Origin of the sequence: Pedobacter chitinilyticus (assembly GCF_003313385.1) — a bacterium.
Taxonomy (GTDB): Bacteria; Bacteroidota; Bacteroidia; order Sphingobacteriales; family Sphingobacteriaceae; genus Pedobacter; species Pedobacter chitinilyticus.
Map to the genome: position 1 here is coordinate 396,215 of NZ_QMHN01000004.1, position 26,234 is coordinate 422,448.

Sequence of the window (26,234 nt, forward strand, 5' to 3'; positions counted from 1 at the left end):
CATTTTCGAGGCTTTTTTTATGAATACCATCGATGCGAATCGGTTATTTTATGCGCTTATAAGATGAAGTAGTTGTAGAGGTGAGGCCATTGGCAGTGGTTTCATATCTGATTTGCAGGTTATTCTCATTTAACGCCAACACTTCGCATTTGAGCATATCCGTTCCAACAACGTTAAACGCTCTGCTTGAAATTTCCAATGTTTTCTTGTCTGATGAAAGTTTCCATTTGCCAAAATCAGGATAGGCGGAAGATTCGTTGCCACAGCGCAAGCTGCCATAAGAGCCTATAATTGTATTATCTTTGTTGAAAACCATTAAATCGTCCTTAGCACATTCGGGCATCAGCGCGTAAAGGTCCATGTCAAATTTGTCTTGTCCAAAGTAAAAATAACTGGTGGCTGCAACCAGATTCCAAGAAGTGCCACCTAAGGAAAAGCTCTGATCTGCTGCAGGGTCTATGTGAATGGTTTCTTTGGCGCAAGAAACTAGCAAAAGCACGACGAATACTAAGAGATAAAGAAATTTCTTCATTAAATTAATTTAGATATTCCTGAAAATACTAAAAATAAGCTATTTGCCAAAAATTAAACATACTGGAGAACCTACTGAAATTCGCTTTTTGGAATCGGCTAGCTTTCCTGTTTCAGCATCTCTTTGAAAGATGATGATGTCGTTGGAGTATTGGTGGCCTACCAATAAATAATTTCCACTTGGATCAATGCTGAAATTACGAGGGCCTTTGCCTAGTGTGCTTACCGTTTCAATATGTTTTAACTTGCCATCTTTTTGTACAGCAAAAACGCTGATGTTGTTCGCATCGCCACGGTTACTTTCATATAGGAACTTACCATCCGCAGAAATATGGATGTCTGCGGCATCAATTCTGCCAGTAAAATCACTAGCAGCAGTGCCTATCTCTTGTAGTAATTTCAAGTTGCCATCATTATAACCGAAAACACTAATTTTTCCATTAAACTCATGCGCTAAATAAGCGAACTTTCCATTTGGACTAAAGGTGATATGGCGAGGACCAGAACCAGGATTGGTGCTGATGCTGTGCTTTAAAGTCAGTGGTTTTTCGGCATTAGCCTGGTAGCTGTAAACATAAATCTTATCTTCTCCTAAATCAGTAGAAATAACATATTTGCCATCTGGCGAGAATAAGGTTTGGTGTACATGTGCACTGGTTTGACGCTTATCAGGACCACTTCCAGTATGTTGAACCAGCTGTTTAACTGGTGTAAGCGAACCATCGACCTTGATACCGTAAACGCTAATGCTACCGCCACTATAATTTGCAGTAAATACATGTTTGCCATCGGTAAGAATAAAGCAAGGGTCGGCACCTTTGGTCGCTTCCTTATTTATTATAGTACCTTCGTTGGTTTTTGGATTGAATTTAAAAGCCGCAGCTGCACTATTGGCACCAACTTCCGACACGCTGTAAATCGCATCGTTGTTTTTGCTTAACGCGACATAGCTTGGATTGGCGATGTTTTTAATTATGCTTAACTGTTTCGTCTCTGCTGTTTTGCTGTCAAAATCATACACATAAATTCCTTCGCTAGTTCCCTTCGTGTAAGTGCCAACAATAAGCTTATGGTTTTGCGCTAGCGCGAATAATGAACCGTAGCAAAATAGTGTTAAAAGCGAAAGTTTCTTTAGCATGGCTTTTTAATTTTTTTGAGAAAGATAGCAATAAATAAAAAATGCGCAAAGTTTAACTCTGCGCATTTCAATTCGTTTTATTTAATCAGATGCTTGATCTGCACCAATTCGTGCTCCTCTAAGTATCTCCATCTTCCACGTGGAAGATCCTTTTTAGTCAAGTTGCCATAAACCACACGGTCAAGTTTCACCACATCATAACCTAAGTGTTCGAAAATACGGCGTACAATTCTGTTTTTTCCGCTATGGATTTGGATGCCCACTTCGTTTTTACTTGCGCCAGTTACGTAAGAAATGTTATCTGGCTTGATAAAGCCGTCTTCCAGCTCCAAACCAAATTGGATTTTGTTGAAATCGCCTTGCGTAAGGTTTCTACTTAACTCTACCTGATAAATTTTGGTAATGCCATTTCTAGGGTGTGATAGCCTATCGGCTAATTCACCATCATTGGTCATTAACAATAAACCTGTAGTATTTCTGTCTAAACGACCAACTGGATAAATACGTTCGCGGCTAGCTTTTTCAACCAAATGCATAACTGTTTTACGTTCCTGTGGATCTTCGGTGGTGGTGATATAATCTTTAGGCTTGTTTAAAAGTACATATACTCTTTTTTCACGCTTCAACAATTCACCATTGTATCTTACTTCATCTTTATAAGGATCAACCTTAAAACCCAGTTCGTTAATGACTTTGCCATTTACGCTAACTACACCAGCCTCAATCAGCTCATCAGCCTTACGACGAGAGCAAATACCAGCATTAGCGATGTAACGGTTTAAACGGATCAGGTCATCTTCAACTTTCGATTTTCTGCTTCTTAATGTTGGAGCAACACGTTCGCCTTTATCCTCTTTTTTATTTTTGAAACCGCCGTCTTCTCTTTTTCTGAAAGGGCGATTGTCGCCATAACGGTTATCTTTTCTGTCTCCAGTTTTTCTATCGCCAAACTTAGCAGCCGCACCATCTTTGGCGTAACTATCTTTTTTTACATAGCTTCTTTTGCCTTCTTTGCTGTCGAAGGATTTTTTGAAACCATCTTGATTGTCGAAATTGCTTTTGGCAGGTCTGCCAGTTTTAGATTTGAAGTCCTTTTTGTCTTTATGATCGAAACGCGGTTTGTCGCTGTTTTCGTTAACTCTTTTAGGTCTTTCTTCTGAAGCATTACTTCTTCTTGCTCCACTACGCTCAGTGCGTTCTCTTGGTTCGGTACGTTGGTTACGTTCGGTGCGCTCACCGCGCTCACTACGTTCTGTTCTTTCCCCACGCTCTCTATACTCTCCACGTTCTTTACGTTCTCCAGTACGCTTGCCAGCATTGGACTTGTCATCCCGACTTTTCCCTTTGTTACTATTTGTCATGATACGCTTTTAACCGCATAAATAATGCGGCTGCAAAGATAACAAATTTGTAAGGATTAGCAATTGTAAAATGCCCTGATTTTTGCTAAAACTTACTCTTAAAAAAACTAGCCTCACGGTGTTTTAAACATCGATTTTTGCACTTGTTTTTGTAAGTGCTTGATAATTAAATAAATAAATTGTACCTTTGCGCACCAAGTATTAAGTGTTAACTAAAAAAGGAGGAAGATGTTAAAGAAACACCTCATTCCATGTACGGTAGTTTTAGGACTACTGGTTATGGCCAAAGTGTTTGCTTATAAGCTACCAACAGAAGTAGAAAATCTTAAGAAAGATAACTATACCAATAGTGTAAAAACAACCGAAGAGCCGGTATTTTCAATAGCTCAACTGGAGTTTGCCGAAGAAACATTGCCTATAGGCGATACTAAGGTAACTCATAAAATGAAGAGGACTTTGGCTTCATTTTCATATGAAAACTTGCAAACCACGCGTTTGCATAAAAAAGCAGCAGAATGGTTCCCTGTAATAGAACCAATTTTGGCGGCCTATGGCATACCTAATGATTTTAAGTATGTTCCTTTAGTGGAGTCTGGCTTAAGAGCGGGCGTTTCACCGAAGGGTGCGGCTGGTTTTTGGCAGTTTATGCCTAGTACCGCCCGTATGTATGGCCTAAAGGTAAATAGTAAGGTTGATGAGCGATATAATCTCAAAAAATCTACCATTGCAGCAGCCAAGTATATCAAAGAACTTTATGACGTTTTTGATAGCTGGACTTTGGTTGCAGCAGCTTACAATGTTGGTGACAATCACATGCGCCGACAAATTAACCGCCAGAAGCAGGATAATTATTTTAAGATGAAACTCAATCGCGAAACAGGTGTGTACGTGTACAAACTGATTTCAATGAAAGAGATCTTAGAAAATCCTAACCGAAACGGTTATAAAAATCAAAAAGCATTAATTGCTTTTAAACAAACAGAAGAAACAAATGCTACTACGGTAGAATAGTGAGAATTGGTATAGCTTTTTTATAAGCATTTTAAAAGCGGTTTCCGAAGTAAAGGAAGCCGCTTTTTTCGTTTATAGCTTTTTTGGCCACAGATGCACAGATAGAAAGCCCGTTTGGCTCGATAAATAATCTGTGCATCTGTGGTTAATTTAGCAGTGTTTTCGACTTTTAACTTTTAACTTTCTACTTTTGGAATATGTCTCTACAACATTTAAAGGTCGCAGCGGTACGTCAAGAAGTAAATGAAGTCATCAGTATCATATTTGAGCCTGTGGAGGGTTTGACTTATAAAGCTGGGCAATTCCTTACTTTATCATTTACGCTTAACCGAAAGGAATTGAGACGTTCCTATTCTTTTTATAGCTCACCTGTGGTAGATGAACCTTTGGCTATTGCGGTAAAGTTGGTAGAGAACGGCGAAATTTCACGTTTTTTGCATCATCAAATTGCTGCTGGAGATATTGTAGAAGTGACCGAACCTAATGGACTGTTTTTTTATGAGCCAAAAGTAGACCAGCAAAGAACGGTATTTCTATTTGCGGCAGGCGTGGGAATTACCCCATTGTTCTCTATCTTAAAAACGGCTTTGGTTGCCGAAAAGCAGTCTAAAATTGTATTGATTTACAGCAGTCGTTCCGCAGGAGATACTTTGTTTATTGATGAACTGAAAGCTTGGCAACAGGTTTATCCTGATAGATTGGAGCTAATTTTCTTGTTCAGTAATTCTAAAAACTTGTTAAGGGCTCGCTTAAATGGTTTCCTAGTACAGGAATTAGTGCGGGAGCATTTGGCTTTTGCCAAGGAAGATGCCTTGTTTTATACTTGTGGTCCCGTTGATTATATGGATGTTTGCCGTATTTCTATTCTAGGGATTGGTTATAAACCACATCAGGTTAAACGAGAAACTTTTGTATTGCCTGAAGACGAAGTAGATGAGGATGATACGACAGAAAAAGTCATCGATAAAAATACCTATACCATTAATTTGATTTTTCAAGGCGAAACACATCACCTAGAAGTGCCGTGGCCTAAAAGGATTTTAGATGTGGCATTGGAGCACAAAATAAAAATCCCTTATAGTTGTAGTGGCGGCGTTTGTAGCACTTGTGCTGCAACCTGTATATCGGGAGGGGTAAGAATGGATTATAATGAAGTGCTTACCGATGATGAAATAGCTAATGGCAGGGTGTTGGTTTGCACAGGGCATCCCACGGAGAATGATACGACGATTACTTGGGGGTGAGGGTTTTGAGTTGCAAGTTAAAAGCTGCGAGTTGTAGGTTTTAAAGCTTACTCATTCCTAACCGCTTTTCTCTCCCTTTTAGGGAGAGATACCGAAGGCAAAGAGGGTTTTGTAATTTTAAAAACCTCTCCCTAGCCCTCTCCTTGAAAAGGAGAGGGGATAGTTGCTACGAACTATCCTGAACTTTACTTCACATTCCTCGTTTGCGGAGGTAATGGCACATATTCAGTTTCTCCTGGTACAGGAGCAAATTCCTGTTTTAGCCATTTCTCTTTTGCTTCTTCAATGCGTTCTCTGCTACTGGCTACAAAGTTCCAGTAAATAAAACGCTCCTCAGGGAAAGGCTCCCCGCCGAAAATATAAACCGTGCTATTGGGTTCCAAGGTAAATTCACAAAGTTTACTGTCCTTGGCTACCAAAAAGTTCTTTGGTCCAAACGTATTGCCATCACTGGTGACGCCGCCTTCTAAAATATACAGGCCGCTTTCTCCAAATAACTGATTTCCAATGCTTAAGGTCTTCTCTCCTTTGTTCTTAATTTCTATAAAATAAAGCGGACTGTAAACAGGAATAGGCGATTTCTTGCCGAAAGCTTCACCAGCAATCAATTTAAAATCTACACCATCCTCTTGCCACGTAGGAATATCATTACCATCAGCATGAAAAAACTCAGGGTCCATTTCTTCTAAGTGCTTAGGCAATGCCACCCAAATTTGTAAACCATGTAAAAACTTGTCGCTATGTCTTAACCTTTCAGGAGTACGTTCAGAATGGGCAATGCCCTTTCCTGCCGTCATCCAGTTCACCTGTCCTGGATTAATTTCCACAGCGGTACCCAAACCATCTCGGTGCATAATACTGCCTTCAAACAAATAGGTTAATGTAGATAAACCAATGTGTGGATGAGGAGGGATGTCGATATTTTGATGGTCGTTCATGGCAGCGGGCCCCATGTGATCAATAAAACAAAAAGGACCTACCAATCGCTTCTCTCTAAAGGGCAATAATCTGCCTACCAAAAAATTGCCAATATCACTTGGCCTCTCTTCAATAATCAGTTGTATGTTCGACATATTTTTGGGTTTTTACTATTCAAACAAATATACTTAAAAGGCCCCTAAAAAGTCGATTTTCTTCTTTAATCTCTTCCTTAAAAACCTTTAAGTAATTTAGCGGTTTAAATTCCAAAATGAAGCAAGCATTTTCTCTTTTTGATTTTAAGCAGCCCATCAATTATAAGAATGAGATTTTGGCAGGCTTAACCGTTGCAATGACCATGATTCCAGAGTCGCTGTCGTTTGCCATACTGGCTGGTTTTCCACCATTAACAGGTTTATATGCTGCTTTTATCATGGGCTTGGTCACAGCGGTACTTGGAGGTAGGCCAGGACTGGTTTCAGGAGGAGCTGGCGCAACGGTAATTACCCTCATTGCTTTAATGAAATTGCACGGATTGGAATATGTGTTTGCTGCCGTAGTTGTAGCAGGTATTATTCAAATTACGGTGGGTATTTTTAAGCTGGGCAAATTTGTGAGGTTGGTGCCCCAATCTGTAATGTATGGTTTTGTAAATGGCTTGGCTATTGTGATTTTTATGTCGCAGTTAGACCAATTTAAAGTGCGGGAAACTGGTGAATGGTTGAGTGGTACTGCATTGTATACCATGTTGGGCTTGGTGGCTTTAACCATTGGCATTGTGTGGCTTTGGCCCAAAATTACGAAAGCAGTTCCTGCGTCGCTAGTGGCTATTTTAGCGGTTTTTGGCATTGTGCTCATTGGGGGTGTTCAAACCAAAACGGTAAGTGATATTGCTTCAGTAGCAGGAGGCTTGCCGCCTTTTCATATTCCGCAAGTGCCTTTTAACTTCGAAACTTTACAAATTGTGTTTCCCTTTGGCTTAATTATGGCCATGGTAGGTTTAACCGAAGGCTTGCTCACCTTGAATTTGGTAGATGAAATTGTAGGCAATAAAGGCAATGGAAACAGGGAATGTGTAGCGCAAGGAAGTGCCAATATCCTAAATGGTTTCTTTTTTGGAATGGGTGGTTGTCCCATGATTGCGCAAACTCTGGTCAATTTATCTGCTGGGGCAAGAGCAAGGCTGTCAGCTATTATTGCAGCCTTCACCATTTTGCTCATTATATTGGTAGGTGCCCCAGTCATCGGAAAATTACCCATGGCCGCTTTAGTAGGCGTAATGATGATGGTAGCCATTGGCACTTTTGAATGGAGCAGTTTAAGGGTAATCAATAAAATGCCAAAATCGGATATTTTTATTGGCGTAGTAGTGGCCGCTGTAACGGTATTGATGCATAATTTGGCCCTTGCTGTTTTAATAGGAGTGATTTTATCGGCACTGGTTTTTGCTTGGGAAAGCGCCAGACGGATTAGGGCCAGAAAGCACATCGATGAAGATGGTGTGAAACATTATGAAATCTATGGGCCTTTGTTCTTTGGCTCCACTGCAGCTTTTTTAGAAAAATTTGATGTTCAGGATGACCCCGAAATGGTAGTGATAGACTTTAAGGACAGTAGAATTAGCGATATGAGTGCCATTGACGCCGTTCATAAAATTACCGAGCGTTACCGTAGGCTAAATAAGAAAGTCACCTTAAGGCACTTGAGTGCAGATAGCAGGTTGTTGCTAAGGAATGCTGGGAATATCATCGAAGTAAATATTGACGACCCAACTTATAAAGTGGCGGATAAGTAAATTAGCTAATTTGTTGATGAGATAATTGGTAAATAAGAAACGTCATTTCAATCCCGAAGTTTCGGTCTCGAAATGACGTTCTATGCTTTAAAATTAGCTAATTAAACCATCAGCTAATCATCACATTAAACTATGCTTTTTGCAATCCAGGGATTTCTACCATCTCATTGGCTTCCGCTTGGTAATCTACGCCTGCTACATCAAAACCAAAAAGGTTTAAGAAATCATGCTTGTAGCCTGCTAAATCGCCAGTTGCTGGTAGAGTCTCCGTATCCGCAGTTTTCCAAAGTTCAGCTACTTTAGCTTGCACGTCGTCACGCATTTCCCAGTCGTCAATTCTAATACGACCTTTTTCGTCTACTAAAACGTCTCCGCCAGTATAAAGTCTTTCATTAAATAAACGTTGAATTTGCTCAATACAACCTTCGTGAATACCCATTTCTTTCATCGTTTTATACAAGAAAGAAATATATAATGGAATTACAGGAATAGCTGAGCTTGCTTGGGTAACCAATGCTTTATTTACCGAAACATAAGCTTTACCCTTAAGGTCCGCTAATTTATCGGTAATGGTAAATGCCGTTGCTTCCAAATGGTCTTTAGCACGGCCAATAGTTCCTTTACGGTAAACCGCTTCCGTTACTTTTGGACCAATGTATGAATAAGCCACTGTCGTTGCACCTTCGGCCAAAGCTCCAGCTGCTTTTAGGTCATCTATCCACATTTCCCAATCTTCACCACCCATTACGGCAATGGTATTTTCAATTTCTTCTTCGTTAGCAGGCTCAATGCTCACTTCCGATACAATGCCTGTATGGAAATCAACCGTTTTGTCACTAAAAGTACCACCAATAGGTTTTAAAGTCGAACGGTGAGTTACGCCTGTTTTTGGATTAGTTCTCACTGGAGAAGCCAAGCTATAGATAATCAAATCTACCTGACCCCAATCCGCTTTAATCAAATCAATAGTTTGTTGTTTTACTTCGTTAGAAAAAGCATCACCATTAATGCTTTTGGCATATAAACCATCAGCAATCGCTTGTTTTTCGAACGCTGCGGTATTGTACCATCCTGGAGAAGCAGTTTTACCTTCTTTAGGTTCCTTTTCGAAATAAACACCAATGGTAGAAGCTCCAGAGCCATAAGCCGCAGTTATTCTAGAGGCTAAGCCAAAGCCAGTTGAAGCACCAATCACTAATACACGTTTAGGGCCATTGATAGCTCCTTTAGATTTTACGTATTCAATTTGGTTTTTAACGTTTTGTGCAGCGCCATCCGGATGTGCTGTTAAACAAATAAAACCACGCATTCTAGGTTCAATAATCATAATTTCGTTATTATAATGCCAATTGCTGGCAATCCTTCGTCAAAGCTACCTATTTTTTTGTGCTCTGCAAATTTAGAAAGTGCCTTCATTTGGCTATTGCTTGACGGTTACATTGGGACGAAATGTTTTTTTGAAAAGCGAAGCCTGTAGTTCTTGGCTAATGTGGTCCTTTGCTGCGTTCAAATGGCTTCATTACGCTGCGCTTCACTTTGCCATAACCACTTCGCCAAGGTTTATTTTACAATGGTTGTGTAAATCGCAAATCTACCTACTCGCTAATGCGCTAATTTTTAAATCCTTAATTTTTAAATATTTACTATATTTGCAGAAATATTAAAAATCATGCTACGTCTAATACATATCCAAAATCAATGCACTAGCCAATCTATTTGGCCAAGTAGCTTGGATATTGACTTTAGCTTTATCTCAGGCTACTAGCATTTCTTTCTAATAACGCATTTCAATTAATTATTACATTTTTTTAAAAAACAACTGATGCTTAGGTATTAGTTTACAATGATATATATGGACATTTTATACACTGTAGAAGAAAAATATCTACAGGCAATGGACGAACTTAATTACGGCGAAACTCCAAAGGCGATGCACTTGCTAAAGGAGCTAATTGCTGCCGATGATACTTATGGCCGAGCGCATTATGGCTTAGCAACCATTTATCACTATTACATTAAAGATTATAAAGCGGCTGGATATTACTATCAAACTGGGATGGATTTAGACGAAAATTTCCCCGATTTGTATGAGGATTATCTCAAATTGTTGGTGACACTTCAGTTGCATAAAAAAATAGAACAAGTGAGTGCCAAAGCACTTGAAGTGCCAGGGATTAATCTTGCTAGGATTTACGAAATGATTGGTGTTTACGAAGAGCAACGTCAGAACTTTGCATTGGCAAAACAGCACTACCAAAAAGCGGCGTTAATTACCGTAGTAGACAATGAACACGACTTGCTACAAGGACATCTCAAAAGAGTGTCGGGCAAGCTAAAAGCAAAACAGCAAATGGTTTACGCATATGAAGGGAGTTAATGTTAACTCCCTTTTTTTATGTTGATTGGTTATCGTTGTCTAGCTTTTAGCTTTTTATGGGACATCTGTAAGTGTTTAGCAGTGAGTGCTTTTCTTGTGCTAAGTAAATAAAAGAATATATTTGTCGATATCTCTAGCATAATGCGTTACAAAAAGGCTCCCAAAGAAGACGTTGTTTACATATTAAGTATTTTAGGCTCCATATACCCCATTAGTAAAGAGTTATCCGATGCTTTTTATGAAAAATCAGTAAGCCTAAAAGTAAAAAAAGAAACTGTTTTACTACGAGAAGGAGAGCGATGTCAGTATATGTATTTTATCAAGCGTGGCGCAATGATGGGGCAAACCATTCATCAGCAAAAGGAAATTGTTACCTATATTTCTATTGATAATGAATTTGTAAGTTCTATTTCTGGTTTGCATGGCGTAGTACCATCGCAAGAAGCTATTATTGCTGTAGAAGATTCCGAACTCATTGCCATGCATAATGACGATTTGCAAGAACTGTTTTCCAAATACTTTGACATGAATTACCTTTTTAGGGTAATGGTAGAACAGTATTACAGAGATGCGCAAGAACGCACGCATATCATTAGGGTAGGGAATGCCAAAGAGCGGTATCTTTATTTTATAAACACCAAACCTGGGTATATTGAACGTTTACCTTTGCACTTAGTGGCATCTATGTTAGATATGAAGCTGCAAACCTTGTTGCGGGTGCAAAAACAACATCAATTTTCTTTGCAAAAAGATAGAGAAACTGAAGATTGGTGTGCAAAAATCGAAGATTATATCATTGCTCAGGAAGCTTTTAAAACTACTGATTTAAGTTTGGAGAAAATAGCTTTTACTTTGTCGAGCAGCACCCACAAGCTTTCTGCTATATTTAACAACGTCTATAAAATGACTTTTGCCGATTTTGTAAATAGACAGCGGATCAAGAGCATCCAGCTACAAATGGCAGATACCGAAGCGATGCGTAATTTCACTATTGAGGCATTGGCTAGACAAACGGGTTTTGCTTCGCGTAGTGCTTTTTACAATGCCTTTAAAAAGATTGTAGGAGTAAGTCCTGCCGAGTATAGAAGCGCATTATCATCATCCTCTATATAATTTGATTAAAAATATAGAGAGTCAATTCTTGAATATTTCCGAGATACATCAATCGTTTTTTAAAAAACTTTGTCCAGTTTTATAAAACTGGACAAAGTTTAGGGTTTAAAATTACAGGACAAGATGTGTGAAGTTTACTTTTGTGCCTGTAAACCACAAAGGGCTGGTCAACAGTCTGCAAACTAAAAACTTCATCATGTATCGCTTTAATAACTATTGCAAAACAGCATGTTTGCTCCTATGTATCTTGTTTTTCAACCTTAAGCTTCAAGCACAGGGAACATCCCTACATTTAGACGGTGTTAACGACTATATTACCGTGCCTACCAAAAATGCAGAAATTAGCGGAAGCTTTACGGTAATGGCTTGGGTAAAGCCTGAGAACGCCACTAAAGCCATGCATATTTTTAGTTCTAGAGAGCCTTCGGAATTTGGGTTTGATATGCAACTTACAGGCGGCAATAAAGTACATGGCGATATCGGGAATGGAACTTCTTTTCTTACAACTTCGGCAGACGCCAATTACAATTATGCTGTAGGAAAATGGCTGCATGTGGCGTATGTAATCACACCAAGCTCGTATAAAATTTATGTGAACGGTAATTTGATGATCTCTAGCTCGCTAAGCGGTACACCATTGTTATTGAACAATACCCATCGGATAGTCATCGGTAAAAATGCCAGCGAGGCTACTTATTTCCAAGGGAATATTGATGAAGTAAAGTTGTTTAGCAGTGCATTAACCGATTTGGAGGTGGCTACGGAAATGATGAGCAGCTCGGTAGCTATACCAGCGAGTTTGGTAGCACATTACAATTTTGAGCAATTGGGGACTACTTTAACTGATTTAAGTGGAAATGGCTATGATGGTACCCTTACCAATTTTGCCCTTACAGGAACAACCAGTAATTGGGCAGAAAGCTACGCAATGGTTGTTCCTAGTTCTGCATCGCCAACTAATGTTTCTAGTTCTGGTTTTACGCTCAATTGGCAAGCCCCAACCAGTGGGGTTGCCGAACAGTACACGGTGGAAGTGGCCACTAACTCAAGCTTTAATAATCCTATTGTAGGCTCGCCGTTTATCGTTACAGGAACATCACAGAACATTGCGGGACTTTTATCAGGTACAGATTATTACTATCGGGTATCAGCACAAAAAAATACAAGTAATGCTCAAAAAGGAGCTTATAGCGTTGTTGCAAAAGTAACCACTTCTTTAGCGTTCGATTATTTAAATGCACTTTCCATCAGCAACATTAACTTTTCTCCTGCTTTTAGTGCTAATCAATTCAATTACACTGCCATTACTGCCAATGCAGATTTTCAGCTATTGGCGGCACAGCCTAATGCGAGTTCAATCATAGAAATTAAAGTGAATGGAGGGAATTTCATTACGATCGCTAGTGGAGTTTTATCAGCTGTAATTCCCTTGAACTTTGGGGTCAATGTCCTCGAAGTAAAAGTAGCCGATGGTTCAGCAAGTAGAACCTATACTTTGTCCATTAATAGGGTTAATCCAACCACTCATTATGTTGCCCAAAATGGTGCTGGCAATAAAGATGGTTCATCGTGGGCAAACGCGTCAGACGACTTACAATTAATGATTAACAATTCATCTGCGTATGATATGGTTTGGGTAGCAAAAGGCGTATATATTCCCAAACGGAGAGCAAATGATGTCAATAACATTACGGCCAACGATCGTAACAATGCCTTTTTGTTGAAAACAGATGTAGAGGTGTATGGCGGTTTTGCGGGCGTTGAACAGTTCTTGTCGCAAAGAGATTTAAATATCAAAGCAAATAGGACTACACTTAGTGGCGATTTTCAGGGGGATGATGTATTAATAGGTAAAGGTTTAGGTTTAAGCATGCAAAATATGGCCGATAATGCTTATCACGTAGTGGTTAGCGCTGGAGCTGTAGGAACAGCATTGCTTGATGGTTTTACCATTTCTGGTGGTAATGCCCTTAGGTTTGGATCTACAGAGTATGTCACGGTAAACGGTGTATCGGTTTACACTGGGAATGGCGGTGGAATAAGTTGTACTGAATCTTCGCCACGATTAAGTAATCTGCAAATCATTGGCAACGCTGCTTATGTTGGCGGTGGAGGGATCAGTAATCGATCTTCTTCGCCTTTAATTGAAAATGTAATCATTTCCAGAAATACAGCTACTGGTCATAATGCAACTAGTTTGGGCGGGGGAATTGTAAATTATAGCTCGTTTCCTATTGTCAAAAATGTGATCGTAGACGGAAATACAGGATACTCTGGTGGCGGGATTTATAATAAGGGTGGTTCTAATGCTATTTTTACCAATGTTAGTATTACTGATAATCATGCCGTAAAAGTATTTAACTCTGGTGGTGGCATTTGTAATGAAGAATCATCGCCCATTTTAACCAATATACTGCTTGCTAATAATACAGGATTAGAAGGAGGAGCTTTGTACAATAGCTTTTCCAGTGTACCTGTTTTAACTAATGTAACCATTACTGGAAATATTGCTAATTCTGGAGGTGGCATTGATCATTACGATAACTCATCGAGCAAAATTCGCAATTCTATTATATGGGGCAATAATAGTGGGATTGCTAATGCTGGAGCTACCCTAGTAGAACACAGTTTAGTGCAGGGAGGTTTTTTGGGAACTGGAAACATTGCTGCTGATCCTCAATTTAAGGACTCAAATGGGAATTATCAATTGAGAAGCGGAAGTCCAGCTATTGATGCAGGAAGTACCAGCTACTATGGTAATGCAGAATCGCCAAATATCTCTACGATTACTAAAGACTTGGGCGGCAATAAAAGAGTGCTTGGTGCAGGTATTGATATGGGTGCTTATGAAATCCAAGAACTGGTCGCAGCGTTAAATTTTGATGGCGTAGATGACAAAATCACTTTTAATAGCAACAATACAATATCGGGTGCTTTTACGGTGCAGGCTTGGGTGCGTCCTACAGATTTCACCAAAACCATGCATGTGTTGAGTACCAAGTTTGCTGGAGGTTATGGTTTTGACTTACAGTTGAAACAGGGTAATACCATTCACGCAAATATAGGGTCTGCTAATGCTTGGTTGAGTAATACAGCCGATGTGACTTATGATTACAGTGCTGGCAGATGGATGCATATTGCCTATGCGGTATCTGCTGCGGGTTATCAAATCTATGTGAATGGCAGCCTTAAGCAAAGTGGTGCTTTTTCGGGTACACCCTTGCTAATGGATGCTAATCATCTTTTGCAGTTAGGTTGTAGTGGTACAGAAAACACCTATTTCAAAGGAGATATGGATGAGGTGAGGATATACAACAAAGTTTTGAGCGCAGAAGAAATCAATAAAGAAATGATGAATGCTACGACGATTTTGCCACTTAATTTGGAAGCGCATTATAATTTTGATGAAGGTGCCCCGTCTCTAAATAACGCTGCAAAAACAATATTGGAAGACCAAGGCGCTAACGCACGAAATGGTGTATTGAGCGGTTTTAATTTAAATGGAAATAGTAGTAACTGGGTGGAAAGCTATGCCATGGTATTACCAGCAGCAGGCGTACCAATTAGCTTGTCGTCATCGTCTTTCGAAGCTCGTTGGGGATACCCTCAATTGGGGATTGTAGATAATGGCTATGTGCTAGAGGTAGCCACTGATGCTGAATTTACCACACCTGTGGCGGGCTCACCATTTATGGTAGCTGCGCAAACAAGAACAATTACTGGTTTAGCAGCAAATACCACTTACTATTACCGAGTGGCGGCAGACAAACAAAGTGTTACTGGACAGGGAGCGTTCTCTCCAGCCATAGCGGTTACCTTACAGACCTTCAGCCCTCCAGGAAATGCCTTGAATTTTGATGGTAGCGACGACCATGTGGTAATGCAGCCGCAACCTACGGTGGTGAAGGGAAATTTTACGGTAATGGCTTGGGTGAAACCCGAACATGCGACTAAGGCGATGCATATTTTTAGCACCCGAGAAGGTGGGGATAATACTTTCGACATGCAATTGACAGGCGGAAATAAAATACATGGTGATATCGGAAAAGGGACTGGGTGGATGACGAACACTGCCGATGCCAACTATAACTATCCAATTAATCGTTGGTTGCATGTGGCTTATGTGGTTTCACCTTCGGGCTATAAAATTTATGCCAATGGCAAAGAAGTAGGCAACGGAACCTTAACGGATGAAGCGGTGTTGCTTGATGCTACGCATTACATCACTATCGGTAAAAATTCTTCGGAAAATACCTATTTCAAGGGAAGTATTGACGAAGTAAAGCTATACAGTGCGGCCCTAACAGAAGCAGAGATCAAAGTGGATATGTTGAATAGTGTTTCTAACCCAACAGCTTTAGTTGCTTATTATAACTTTGATCAGGCTACCACAAGTAAAAGCGATGTGCTTACCGACCAAGGGAGCAATGCTTTTAATGGCAGTGTCAAGAATTTTGAATTGGCAGGAAATACCAGTAATTGGGTAGAGAGTTATGCGCAAGTAGTGCCGTTGGCAACTGCGGCAGGTAATATCGGTGACAAACAATTTAGAGCGACGTGGACCACACCAGCGGTAGGTGTTGTTGAGAATTATGTATTAGAGGTTGCTACCGATAATGCCTTTACACAACCTATTGCAGGTTCGCCTTTTACAGTGAATGGTTTGTATAAAGATGTTGCTGGCTTAACGCCACTCACTAATTATTACTATCGAGTAAAGGCGGAAAAGACGAGTGTTACAGGTCAAGGAGCATTGTCGGAAGTGATTGCCCTGACTACATTGGAGCCTGTGCTACCAGTAGTGTTAATCACGTATACCGCGAAGATGGAGGGGAATTCTGCTAAGCTTTCATGGCAAACCGCTTCCGAACAAAACAATAAAGGCTTTGAAATTTATCGCAGTGGTGATGACAAACAATTTGTAAAACTAGGAGAAGTGGCTGCGAAGGGAATTGGATCATCCTATACTTACTATGATAAGCAACCTTTAAAAGGTAATAACTACTACCGTTTGGTACAGGTAGATTTAGATGGTAAACCTACGGAATTAGGCGAACGTGTATTGGCCTTTGTACTTTCTGCTACGGAGGTGAGTGTATACCCAAATCCAACTGCTGGAAAGACTAAACTAACATTTGCTGAGGGTGTTTATCAATTGGTTTCAATTTCTGGAATAGATGGAAAGATATTGGAAATAATTAAGCTTTATAAAACGGACTTTTATAAGGAGATTGATTTAAGTAGGTATGCTAAAGGACTTTATTTTATAAGGCTCAATGGAAGTGGAGGCAATAGTGTAGTAAAACTGATCAAAAATTAAAAAATATTGGGGTAGATAAAGGATTTTGATTTTGTATGATAGTTTTGTTAAAGTGTTTAAAGTCATATATTTGTGTAACGATGTGTGGTTTTGACGCTGCATGTATTGAGCCTATATGTCGTTAAGAAGTGATGCTCAAAAATCTGTATTTTTCAATTATGAAACCTTGTTTTTATGCCGTTTTATTGGCTATTGCGCTACAATTAAGTTTTTACAATTCGAATGCGCACACAATGTTGGTTGCTGGTGATAGAGCCCTTGTAGGCGAAGAAACTGAGATGGTGGGAGATGATTTTTCCTTTGCTGCCTTAAAAAGGACGGTGTTTACAACTTCTATTTCTAGTGTTACCCATACATCAGCTGTCGGTGGAGGAACGGTATCTTCTACGGTAACAAATGATTGGATCACCGAGGTGGGTATCGTTTGGAGTACTAGTCAAAATCCAACAGTAGTTTTAAGTACTAAACTCTCTACTACTTACACTTATGGCACTCAGTACTATCCATTAACTTTCAATGGACGCATGATGACAGGCTTAAATCCAAGTACCACCTATTACGTGAGAGCATACGCAAGAAGTGGCGCAGGTGCAGGAACAGTAGAATATGGGCCTCAGGTTTCTTTTGTTACATTAGCCAATCCATTGCCTGTAAAACTTAATGGTTTTGCCGCTAAGGCAGTTGCTAATGGCATCACCTTAAACTGGCAAACACTTAGTGAGATAAATTCTTCCTATTTTGAGCTTTTTCACGGGAGTAGTAAAGATGATTTCAAACCGCTTACTAAGATATCAAGCCTTGGTAACTCTTCTACGGGTAAGTACTATAGCTATTTGCATAATGATGCTATTTTGGGTGATAATTATTACAAGCTAGTGGCTGTAGATGCAGATGGTATTAAAGAAGATTTTGGAGTTGTTGTAGCAAGTTTTGCCATTGTACCAGAGAATGAAATTGTATTATCTCCAAATCCAACTCCAAACAAGGTAAAGGTAGGCTTTTCGGCAGGTAGGTATCAAAAATTATTGCTAAGCACTGTTGAGGGCAAGATATTGCAACAGTTTGACCTTCTGCCAACTGCTGCAGAGATAGAGTTAGATTTAATTGCTTATCCAAAAGGTATTTACTTGGTGAAATTAAGTGGCGGAGGACATGTAGCAACCACTAAAGTAGTTAAGAATTAAGAAAGGCTTCGGTATTGAAATGCCTATCTTTTACTCGTCGTTTTTGTTTACAGGCTTATGTGAAATAGCCCCGATTGAACGGAAAGCCCGCAAGCGAGCGTAGCGAGTGCGGACTTGAAGGGAAAGCGGGACTGCCGTTTTTATTGCATTTTCATTGCGCTTCTCATCTCCTTGTAAAACAACTCGTCTCCTTATTCCGTTATCTGGAAATCAATAGCTTTTGTGCTTTTATTTCGTTAATTTTGCAAGCTATTTTTTAAAACGGAGCGAATAATATATGGCGAACAAGCATGTAGATTTGGGTGAGCAAAAGGACGTAGAGGTGTATGGTGCAAGGGTGCACAATCTGAAAAATATAGATGTAAGTTTCCCGAGGAACAAAATGGTGGTGGTTACTGGGCTAAGTGGCAGCGGTAAATCGTCATTAGCTTTTGATACCATTTATGCTGAGGGGCAACGCCGCTACATGGAAACGTTTAGTGCCTATTCGCGTCAGTTTATGGGCGGTATGGAGCGTCCAGATGTAGATAAAGTTTCGGGACTGAGTCCTGTAATTGCCATTGAGCAAAAAACCACCAGCAAAAACCCCCGCTCAACGGTAGGTACCATTACCGAAATTTACGATTTCATGCGTTTGCTTTATGCTCGTGTGGGCGAAGCTTTTTCGTACAATACTGGCGAAAAAATGGAACGCATGAGCGAAGACCAGATTCTGCAGAATATCTATAAGAAGTTTGAAAAATCGGCCGTAAACATATTGGCTCCTGTGGTAAAAGGTCGTAAAGGACATTATCGCGAGCTGTTTGAACAAATCCGCAAGCAAGGTTATGTAAAGGTTCGTGTAGATGGGGAAATCAAGGATATTGTAGCCAAAATGCAAGTGGACAGGTACAAAATCCACGATATTGAAATTGTAGTTGACCGTTTGATTATTGATCCTAAAGACCACAAGCGTTTGTTGGATAGTATTCAAATAGCCATGCGTTTAGGTAAAGGCATTATCAAGATTAGTGATAAGGACAATAACGTAGCACATTTCAGTAAGTTTTTGATGTGTCCAACTACGGGTATTTCTTACGATGAGCCACAACCAAATAGTTTCTCGTTCAACTCGCCTTATGGCGCTTGCGAAAACTGCGATGGCTTGGGTTATATTTTTGTGGTAGACAAAAAATCGATTATGCCTAACATGAAGCTCAGCATTTTAAATGGTGGCTTGTTGCCGTTAGGAGAGTATCGTGACATTTGGGTTTTCCAAGTGTTAAAGGCTTTGGCCAAAAAATATAATTTCTCTTTGTCTACACCTTTGGAAAAATTGGGTGATGAAGCGATTGATTTGATTTTGAATGGCGCACCCGATTTGATTTCGGTGGAAGTGGCCTACAATAAATGGAACGTACAGAACTACCAAGTGACTTTTGATGGTATCATTAAACTGTTGGAAGAACAACAAGAGAAAAGAGGTGAGGGTGCCGCGGATGATATGGAAGCTTTCAGGAGACTGGAAACTTGTCCAACCTGCCACGGAGCGAGGTTAAAAAAAGAAAGTCTGCATTTTAAAGTAGATGGAAAAAACATCTTCGAATTGGCGGAGATGGATATTAGCAATTTGCACAAATGGTTTGATGGGGTTGAGGAAAGATTGAGCGAACGCCAAAACACCATTGCGAAAGAAATATTGAAAGAAATTAGGGCTCGTATTGGCTTTTTGCTGGATGTGGGCTTGAACTATTTAACCTTAGACCGTACTTCGCGTACGCTTTCTGGTGGCGAGGCACAACGTATTCGTTTAGCTACGCAAATTGGTTCGCAGCTGATGAACGTGATGTACATTTTGGATGAGCCAAGTATTGGTTTGCACCAACGTGATAACGAAAGGCTAATTACTGCCTTGAAAAACTTACGTGATTTGGGCAATACCGTTTTGGTAGTGGAGCACGATAAGGACATGATTTTGGAAGCCGACCATGTGATTGATATTGGTCCTTCGGCGGGAGTGCATGGCGGTACGGTGGTAGCACAGGGTACACCTGCTCAAATCTTAAAATCGAATACCCTAACAGCAGCCTATTTAAATGGTAAAAAAGGAATAGTGGTTCCCGAAAAACGTAGGAAAGGTAATGGCCATCAATTGTCGATTATCAAAGCATCGGGACATAACTTAAAAGATGTTTCTGTAGATTTTCCTTTGGGTAAGTTTATTGCCGTAACGGGTGTGTCGGGTAGTGGTAAATCGAGTTTGATTACCGAAACTTTGTACCCAATTTTAAACCATCACTTTTTTAGAGCGAAGAAAAAACCTTTGCCTTATGAGAAGATTACAGGCTTAAAGGAAATTGATAAGGTGATTGAAATTGACCAAGCACCTATTGGTCGTACCCCTCGCTCTAACCCTTCTACTTATACAGGTGTTTTTTCGGACATCAGGAATTTGTTTGTGGCTTTGCCAGAGGCGAAAATCAGGGGCTACAAACCTGGTCGCTTCTCTTTCAATGTAAAAGGTGGACGTTGCGAAACTTGTCAAGGGGCAGGAATGAAAGTGATTGAAATGAATTTCTTGCCAGATGTACAAGTGCCTTGTGAGGAGTGTGGTGGCAGAAGATATAACCGCGAGACTTTGGAAGTGCGCTATAAAGGGAAATCGATTAGCGATGTGTTGGATATGAGCATTGAAGATGCTTGTCATTTCTTTGAACACATGCCTTCGATCTATCGTAAAATTAAAACCTTAAATGATGTTGGTTTAGGCTATATCCGTTTGGGACAGGCTTCAACCACTTTATCAGGCGGTGAAGCACAACGTGTGAAATTGGCTACTGAGCTTTCTAAAAAAGATACAGGTAAAACTTTCTATATTTTGGATGAGCCCACTACAGGCTTGCATTTTGAGGACATTAACGTATTGCTGGGTGTACTAAACGAATTGGTAGATAAGGGCAATACCGTTTTGGTAATTGAGCATAACCTGGATGTGGTTAAAGTAGCCGACTGGGTAATTGATTTGGGTGAAGAAGGTGGTGCAGGCGGCGGTAAAATCATTTTTGAAGGCACGCCAGAGGGATTGATTGAAAACCCAATTAGCTTAACAGGTAAGTTTCTGAAAAAGGAAATGGAGGGGTAGACTGTAGTATTTTGATCTATTTTAAACTTAACAAGTCTTGTCTATAACAAAAAAAGAAGCCATGCGTTGGACAACATAGACTAATGATATATACAACAAAGGGCCATGTTGTGTACAACATAGATCAATGTTATGTATAACAAAGGGCCATGCGTTGGACAACATAGACTAATGATATATACAACAAAGGACCATGTTGTGTACAACATAGATCAATGTTATGTACAACAAAGAACCATGCATGGAAAACAAAAGCATTTGTTTACTAAACAAATAAGAAATGTTTGTAATGAAAATGCCTGTACTGCAAATAGAGAGCAACTTCTTTTAAATAAATGCAAACTTATCCTAAGCACTTCTCTCTCCTTTTTAGGGAGAGTCCAAAGGGCAGTGAGGGTTTATCTAATTTATATTAAACCTCTCTCTAGCTCTCTCCTTGGAAAGGAGAGAGGATAGGAAGTGCTTATAAGTATAGCTACCAATCATCAATTCTAGGCAATCCCTTTGAAGTAAATCCAAAGATCTCTCCGCTACGGTCGAGATGACGTGTCAAAGGAATTAGCTAATTATCCAATCATCTAATTAACTAATTCTCCTCTGGCAATCGGTCTTTATCTCCCTTTTTCCTGTTAAAACGATAAACCACCGTAGCATTAAATACCCTGCCTAATCCATAAGCGGTAGATTGTAACTGGTAACTCGGCGTATTAAGTTCCTGACGGTCAATAAGCGTATTCAAAAGGTTGTTGGCTGCGAAGTTCAAAGTCATTTTTTCATTTAAAATATCCTTGCTTAGTGCAATGTTTAATCGGTATACCGCTTTGTTGATAGATTGTATATCTTGAAATTTACCCCTGTAGCTGAAGATGGTTTCGATGGCCAAGTTCTTTGGTAGTTTTATTTTACTGTTCAATTGGCTAGTCCAAGTTTTGTTGTTTGCACCATATTGTTTGCCTTCAAATTCACCTTGCTGTTTAAAGCCATAATAGTTAAAATTGAGCGATAAACGCCACCAATTAAATGGATTATAAGTGCTCGAAATTTCCAGACCGTATCTTTCCTCTTTATCCAAATTTATTGGGGTGCGCAAGAAAAAGCCGTCGGCTGTTTGTTTCAATACATATTGGAAATAGTTACTGGTATGGGCATAATAAACGGAAGGGCTTAAGGTGAACTTGTTCCATTTTTTAAGCAAGGCAAACTCTAACGAATTGCTGTAAGTAGGATTTAAATCTGGATTTCCGACGGTAAGATAGCGAGCGTCAGACAGTCCTCCAAACGGATTTAACTGCCAAAACTCAGGACGGTTGATTCTTCTGCTGTAGCTCAACTGTAAATCGGTGCTTTTTTGCAGTGCGTAAACCAAATGTACGGTAGGGAAAAAATCGATGTAACGCTTATTGTCATCAAAAGTACCTGCTCTATCAGAGATGCCAATGAAAGACATTTCGGTTCTCAATCCTAAAAGGTAGTTCCATCGGTTGATTTGATGTCCTACTTGCACATAAGCGCTTACCAAATTTTCGTCGTAATTAAGTTTGTTGTTGTATTGGGGCAAGGCAACACCGTTGGAGATGGCCCAATAATCACTTTTAATGGCTCTTAAATCACTTCTAACCCCCATTTCAAATTTTCCACTCTCCCCTAATTTAGTGTTATAGTCGCTTTGGATATAAATGTCGTTGCTGCTTTCAATGTTTTTGGTGATAAGGTTACTTTCTGGAGTTCCAGTTGGAAATAGTTTCTGTTGATTGATGTTCTGATTTTCATCGTCATTCCAGAAATCATAGCGTAAGCTTGTTGTCCAACTTTTATCCTTTTTGTCGAAAGTTTTCACATAGCTCAACTCAAGTTGGTTGTATTTTTTAGGCTCCTTATAATGTTCAAAACGATATATAGTACTGTCGTTGGTATTGTTGTCATCAAAGTAATTATAGTGATAATCAATTTTATTGTTAAGGATGAGTGTGCTGTGATAAAAACTTCCCGTAAGTGTATTTTTGGCATCGAAATAGTAATCGCCACCAATGTAAATGTTGTAGGCATCATCACGTCTGTTGTTGAGATTGTTTTGTCGCAACACACTTTTTTCACCATTGTTCAGCGTGGTTTGCAAGCGTTCTTCTTTAAGGTAAAGATTTCTGAAGCGCACACCCACATTGCTAAAGAGGTTAAATTTTTCGGTTTTAAAACTAAGGTTAACATTGCCATTGTAATTGGTAGGGTCGCCAGCTCCAACCTGCACCGATGCGTTTAAACCAGCCAAGCTGTTTTTCTTAAGTACAATATTAATAATGCCAGCACCACCTTGTGCCTCATACCTGGCAGAAGGATTGGTAATTACTTCTACCTTTTCGATGCTACTGGCGGGAATTTGTTCCAGACCATTGTTAGCCGATATCATGGAAGGTTTGCCATTGATGAGCACCCTTACGCCGCTATTTCCCCTTAAACTAATGGCGCCGTTGGCATCTACATTTACCGAGGGTACATTGTTTAGGATATCATTTGCATTTCCACCTTTAGAAACAAGATCTTTGCCCACGTTGAAGGTTTTTTTGTCCAAGTCGAGCGAGACAGATGATTTTTCGCCAATAACATCCACAGCCTTCAATAGTTTGATGTCGGTTTGTAAAGGTAAATTGCCCAAGTCAATATCCTTGTCTAACGATTTGTTTTCCAGTAAAATTGTTTTAAACGAAATGAACTCAATTTTGATATGGTAGTTTCCCGTAGCCACTTGAATACTAAATTCTCCATTCTTGTTTGTCGCTACACTGGCTATTTTTTTCTGGTCAACAGGGGCTAATATGCTCACTCCAGCACCTTCAATGGGTAATTGCGTTTCGTTTTCAATCACTCGTCCCTTAATGGAAACTGTTTTGATATCTTGGGCAGCACTTTGTAAAGCGTGACTTAGCAATAGCAACCATGCAATAATCTTTATAAACTTCATCTTTTATTGTTTGATTGCCAAAGGTGTATTGTAAAGACACACCAAAAGGAAGTAATGGTCGGATACTGCAAAAACGTAGCTGTTTAGGTAACTCAGTAGGACGGTTCTGTTTGGTCTACGGTTTTAACCTATTCGGTTGTTTTTTTGGAACATTCGTCTACAATCATCTTTTGCATTTAAACGAATGGTATATTTGAATTAAATGTCCATTTTAGACAAAGCGATACGTTATAGCACGGTTTACCGAGTTTCTAGCCATATCATATTTTGGCTGGTGGTTTTCATTGTTCCTCAAATTCCAGAGGGGATGAGCCTTAAGGATGCATTAATTGACAATGCTTTTTGCTTAACGTTTTACATGATGGCTTGTTATTTCGTAGCCTATTTCATTATTCCGAAGCTACTTAAGGATGATAATTATCTGGTGACGATGATTTATTTCATTATTGGCAGCTATGTAATTAGTGCTTTCTCCCGTATTATGGTAGTGCACGTACTGGAGCCAATTATTCGTGAGCCTCCTTTTGAGCAAGAATCTATTTGGGAAATCCTTACAGATTTAAGAATTCTGATTGTGGTCTACTTTCTGCAAAATTTTTCTTTGGCTTGGATTTTTGGTTTCCTAAAATTGGTGAAAGATCGATACTTGATTAAACAACGTACATTGGTATTGGAAAAAGAAAAAGCCGAAGCAGAACTTCATGCTTTAAAAGCGCAGTTAAATCCACATTTCCTGTTTAACACCCTTAATAATATCTATTCATTGTCGTTGGTCAATTCGCCAGTAACCTCTACATCTATTGCTGGCCTATCGGAAATTTTGGACCACGTACTCTATCGTTGTAAAGGAAATTTAGTGCCCATATCTACTGAAATTACACTGCTAGAAAACTATATCGACCTCGAAAAATTGAGATATGATGAGCGGTTGAAAGTTAATTTTAGTCATTCCATTGACCAAGATCTAGATATTGCTCCTTTGATTTTGTTGTCTGTAGTGGAAAATGCTTTTAAACATGGTGCTGGGGAGGATATCGGTAGGCCATTTATTGATATTAATCTTAAATTGAGTAATGGCAACTTTTCTTTTATGGTTTCTAATTCTTTTGTGGCTAAGGATGAAGAAATACCGAGCGATGGCATTGGCCTAGAAAATGTGCGAAAGCAACTGGCATTAATCTACCCGCAAAACCACGAATTTAAAACTTACATTAGTGAAAATACCTTTGTAACTTTATTGAGCATAGCCGATTTGAAAACAAATAAAGTCCAAATGAGTGATGAAAGTAAGATGTCTTTTAGTTGACGATGAACCTTTGGCGATACAGCTGCTTCAAACTCATTTAGAAAAACTGGATTTGTTTGAGGTGGTAGCCACCTGTAGCAATGCCATTAAAGCTTTAGAGGTATTGAGGGCTGAAACAATAGACCTTTTGTTTTTGGATATTAAAATGCCACAACTTACTGGGATTGATTTTTTGAGGACACTAAAAAATCCACCCGCTGTAATTATCACCACGGCTTATAGGGAATATGCCGTAGACGGATATGATTTGGATATTGTAGATTACCTGCTAAAGCCCATTACTTTCGACCGTTTTTTTAAAGCCATAGATAGGTATTTGAGAACAACGAAGGTACAGCAGCCCCTAAAAGCTATGCCCACAACCGATGAGGCTATTTACATCAAAGCAGGTGGGAAGTTTCATAAATTAAACGTGGAAGATATTCTTTACCTAGAGAGTTTAAAAGATTATATCGTTATTCATTGTGTCAATCAGCAAATCACTGCTAAATATAAAATTAGTGATATGGAGGAGGAATTAAAGCCCTTTTCCTTTCTGCGAATCCACCGTTCGTATTTGGTCAATCAGAAAAAAATTACAGCCTTTACCATGAACGATATCGAAATTGGATCTCGGGAAATTCCCATTGGCACCAATTATAAAGAATATGTTTTTCAAACTTTAAGAGGTAATTTCTCTCCTGCTAAATAAATATTACGTTATTGCCAATCGAGCTGGCAATAACGTAATAGGAAAGGATAATGCTATCGTTTCTTCCCTTAGTATATCTAGTGCAAAACAAACCTCGAAAGCATGTAGCTAAAATACTGTATAAAGAAAAATAGTAGCAGTTCACATCTCTCCCTTTGGAGGGAGATA

At 39.5% G+C, this 26,234-nt stretch carries 16 protein-coding genes; 10 read left to right on the forward strand and 6 right to left on the reverse strand.

From position 1 onward, the window contains the following. Window positions 1-43: 43 nt before the first annotated feature. The 3 genes from DUT70_RS14440 to DUT70_RS14450 form a co-directional block, all read right to left on the reverse strand. Entirely contained in the window at window positions 44-532 is a 489-nt protein-coding gene (locus DUT70_RS14440; protein ID WP_113648052.1) for a hypothetical protein, read from the reverse strand. A 39-nt stretch (window positions 533-571) separates the two neighbouring features. Then, window positions 572-1,669 carry a lactonase family protein gene (locus DUT70_RS14445; RefSeq protein WP_113648053.1) on the reverse strand — a complete coding sequence of 366 codons (1,098 nt, stop codon included), beginning with the start codon at window positions 1,667-1,669 and terminating at the stop codon, window positions 572-574. A 77-nt stretch (window positions 1,670-1,746) separates the two neighbouring features. Beyond that, window positions 1,747-3,030 (reverse strand): pseudouridine synthase, encoded by a 1,284-nt coding sequence (locus DUT70_RS14450; RefSeq protein WP_113648054.1) that lies wholly within the window; start codon window positions 3,028-3,030, stop codon window positions 1,747-1,749. Between the two features lie 228 nt (window positions 3,031-3,258). Here DUT70_RS14450 and DUT70_RS14455 point away from each other — a divergent pair, with 228 nt between their 5' ends. Beyond that, the gene (locus DUT70_RS14455) at window positions 3,259-4,041 is read left to right on the forward strand and encodes a lytic transglycosylase domain-containing protein (RefSeq protein ID WP_113648055.1); all 783 of its coding nucleotides are present in this window, start codon (window positions 3,259-3,261) and stop codon (window positions 4,039-4,041) included. A gap of 197 nt (window positions 4,042-4,238) precedes the next feature. Then, on the forward strand, window positions 4,239-5,285 hold the full coding sequence (locus DUT70_RS14460; protein ID WP_113648056.1) for a ferredoxin--NADP reductase: 1,047 nt from the start codon (window positions 4,239-4,241) through the stop codon (window positions 5,283-5,285). A gap of 185 nt (window positions 5,286-5,470) precedes the next feature. Here DUT70_RS14460 and DUT70_RS14465 read toward each other — a convergent pair whose 3' ends face one another. Next, window positions 5,471-6,358, reverse strand: a complete 888-nt coding sequence (locus tag DUT70_RS14465; protein WP_113648057.1) for a pirin family protein — start codon at window positions 6,356-6,358, stop codon at window positions 5,471-5,473. 116 nt (window positions 6,359-6,474) lie between these two features. On the opposite strand from DUT70_RS14465, the gene DUT70_RS14470 reads away from it, so the two are divergent. After that, window positions 6,475-7,998 carry a SulP family inorganic anion transporter gene (locus tag DUT70_RS14470; protein ID WP_113648058.1) on the forward strand — a complete coding sequence of 508 codons (1,524 nt, stop codon included), beginning with the start codon at window positions 6,475-6,477 and terminating at the stop codon, window positions 7,996-7,998. A gap of 130 nt (window positions 7,999-8,128) precedes the next feature. Here DUT70_RS14470 and fabV read toward each other — a convergent pair whose 3' ends face one another. Beyond that, window positions 8,129-9,325: an enoyl-ACP reductase FabV gene (gene fabV, locus DUT70_RS14475; RefSeq protein ID WP_113648059.1), complete on the reverse strand. Its 1,197-nt coding sequence runs from the start codon at window positions 9,323-9,325 to the stop codon at window positions 8,129-8,131. A gap of 525 nt (window positions 9,326-9,850) precedes the next feature. Here fabV and DUT70_RS14480 point away from each other — a divergent pair. The 5 genes from DUT70_RS14480 (at window position 9,851) to uvrA (ending at window position 21,113) form a co-directional block, all read left to right on the forward strand. Further along, the gene (locus DUT70_RS14480; RefSeq protein WP_113648060.1) at window positions 9,851-10,375 is read left to right on the forward strand and encodes a tetratricopeptide repeat protein; all 525 of its coding nucleotides are present in this window, start codon (window positions 9,851-9,853) and stop codon (window positions 10,373-10,375) included. 141 nt (window positions 10,376-10,516) lie between these two features. Further along, window positions 10,517-11,488: a helix-turn-helix domain-containing protein gene (locus DUT70_RS14485; protein WP_113648061.1), complete on the forward strand. Its 972-nt coding sequence runs from the start codon at window positions 10,517-10,519 to the stop codon at window positions 11,486-11,488. Window positions 11,489-11,615: 127 nt separating this feature from the next. Next, window positions 11,616-16,808 carry a LamG-like jellyroll fold domain-containing protein gene (locus DUT70_RS14490; RefSeq protein ID WP_113648062.1) on the forward strand — a complete coding sequence of 1,731 codons (5,193 nt, stop codon included), beginning with the start codon at window positions 11,616-11,618 and terminating at the stop codon, window positions 16,806-16,808. A 158-nt stretch (window positions 16,809-16,966) separates the two neighbouring features. Then, window positions 16,967-17,992, forward strand: a complete 1,026-nt coding sequence (locus DUT70_RS14495; RefSeq protein WP_162926630.1) for a T9SS type A sorting domain-containing protein — start codon at window positions 16,967-16,969, stop codon at window positions 17,990-17,992. A gap of 277 nt (window positions 17,993-18,269) precedes the next feature. Beyond that, the gene (gene uvrA / locus DUT70_RS14500) at window positions 18,270-21,113 is read left to right on the forward strand and encodes an excinuclease ABC subunit UvrA (RefSeq protein WP_113648064.1); all 2,844 of its coding nucleotides are present in this window, start codon (window positions 18,270-18,272) and stop codon (window positions 21,111-21,113) included. Between the two features lie 586 nt (window positions 21,114-21,699). On the opposite strand, the gene DUT70_RS14510 is transcribed toward uvrA, so the two are convergent. Continuing rightward, window positions 21,700-24,069 (reverse strand): outer membrane beta-barrel family protein, encoded by a 2,370-nt coding sequence (locus DUT70_RS14510; protein ID WP_113648066.1) that lies wholly within the window; start codon window positions 24,067-24,069, stop codon window positions 21,700-21,702. A gap of 202 nt (window positions 24,070-24,271) precedes the next feature. On the opposite strand from DUT70_RS14510, the gene DUT70_RS14515 reads away from it, so the two are divergent. Then, on the forward strand, window positions 24,272-25,375 hold the full coding sequence (locus DUT70_RS14515) for a sensor histidine kinase (protein WP_113648067.1): 1,104 nt from the start codon (window positions 24,272-24,274) through the stop codon (window positions 25,373-25,375). Next, window positions 25,350-26,066, forward strand: coding sequence for a LytR/AlgR family response regulator transcription factor (locus DUT70_RS14520; protein WP_113648068.1), 717 nt, complete (start codon window positions 25,350-25,352; stop codon window positions 26,064-26,066). Before DUT70_RS14515 ends, DUT70_RS14520 begins: the two co-directional genes overlap by 26 nt. Window positions 26,067-26,234: the final 168 nt, after the last annotated feature.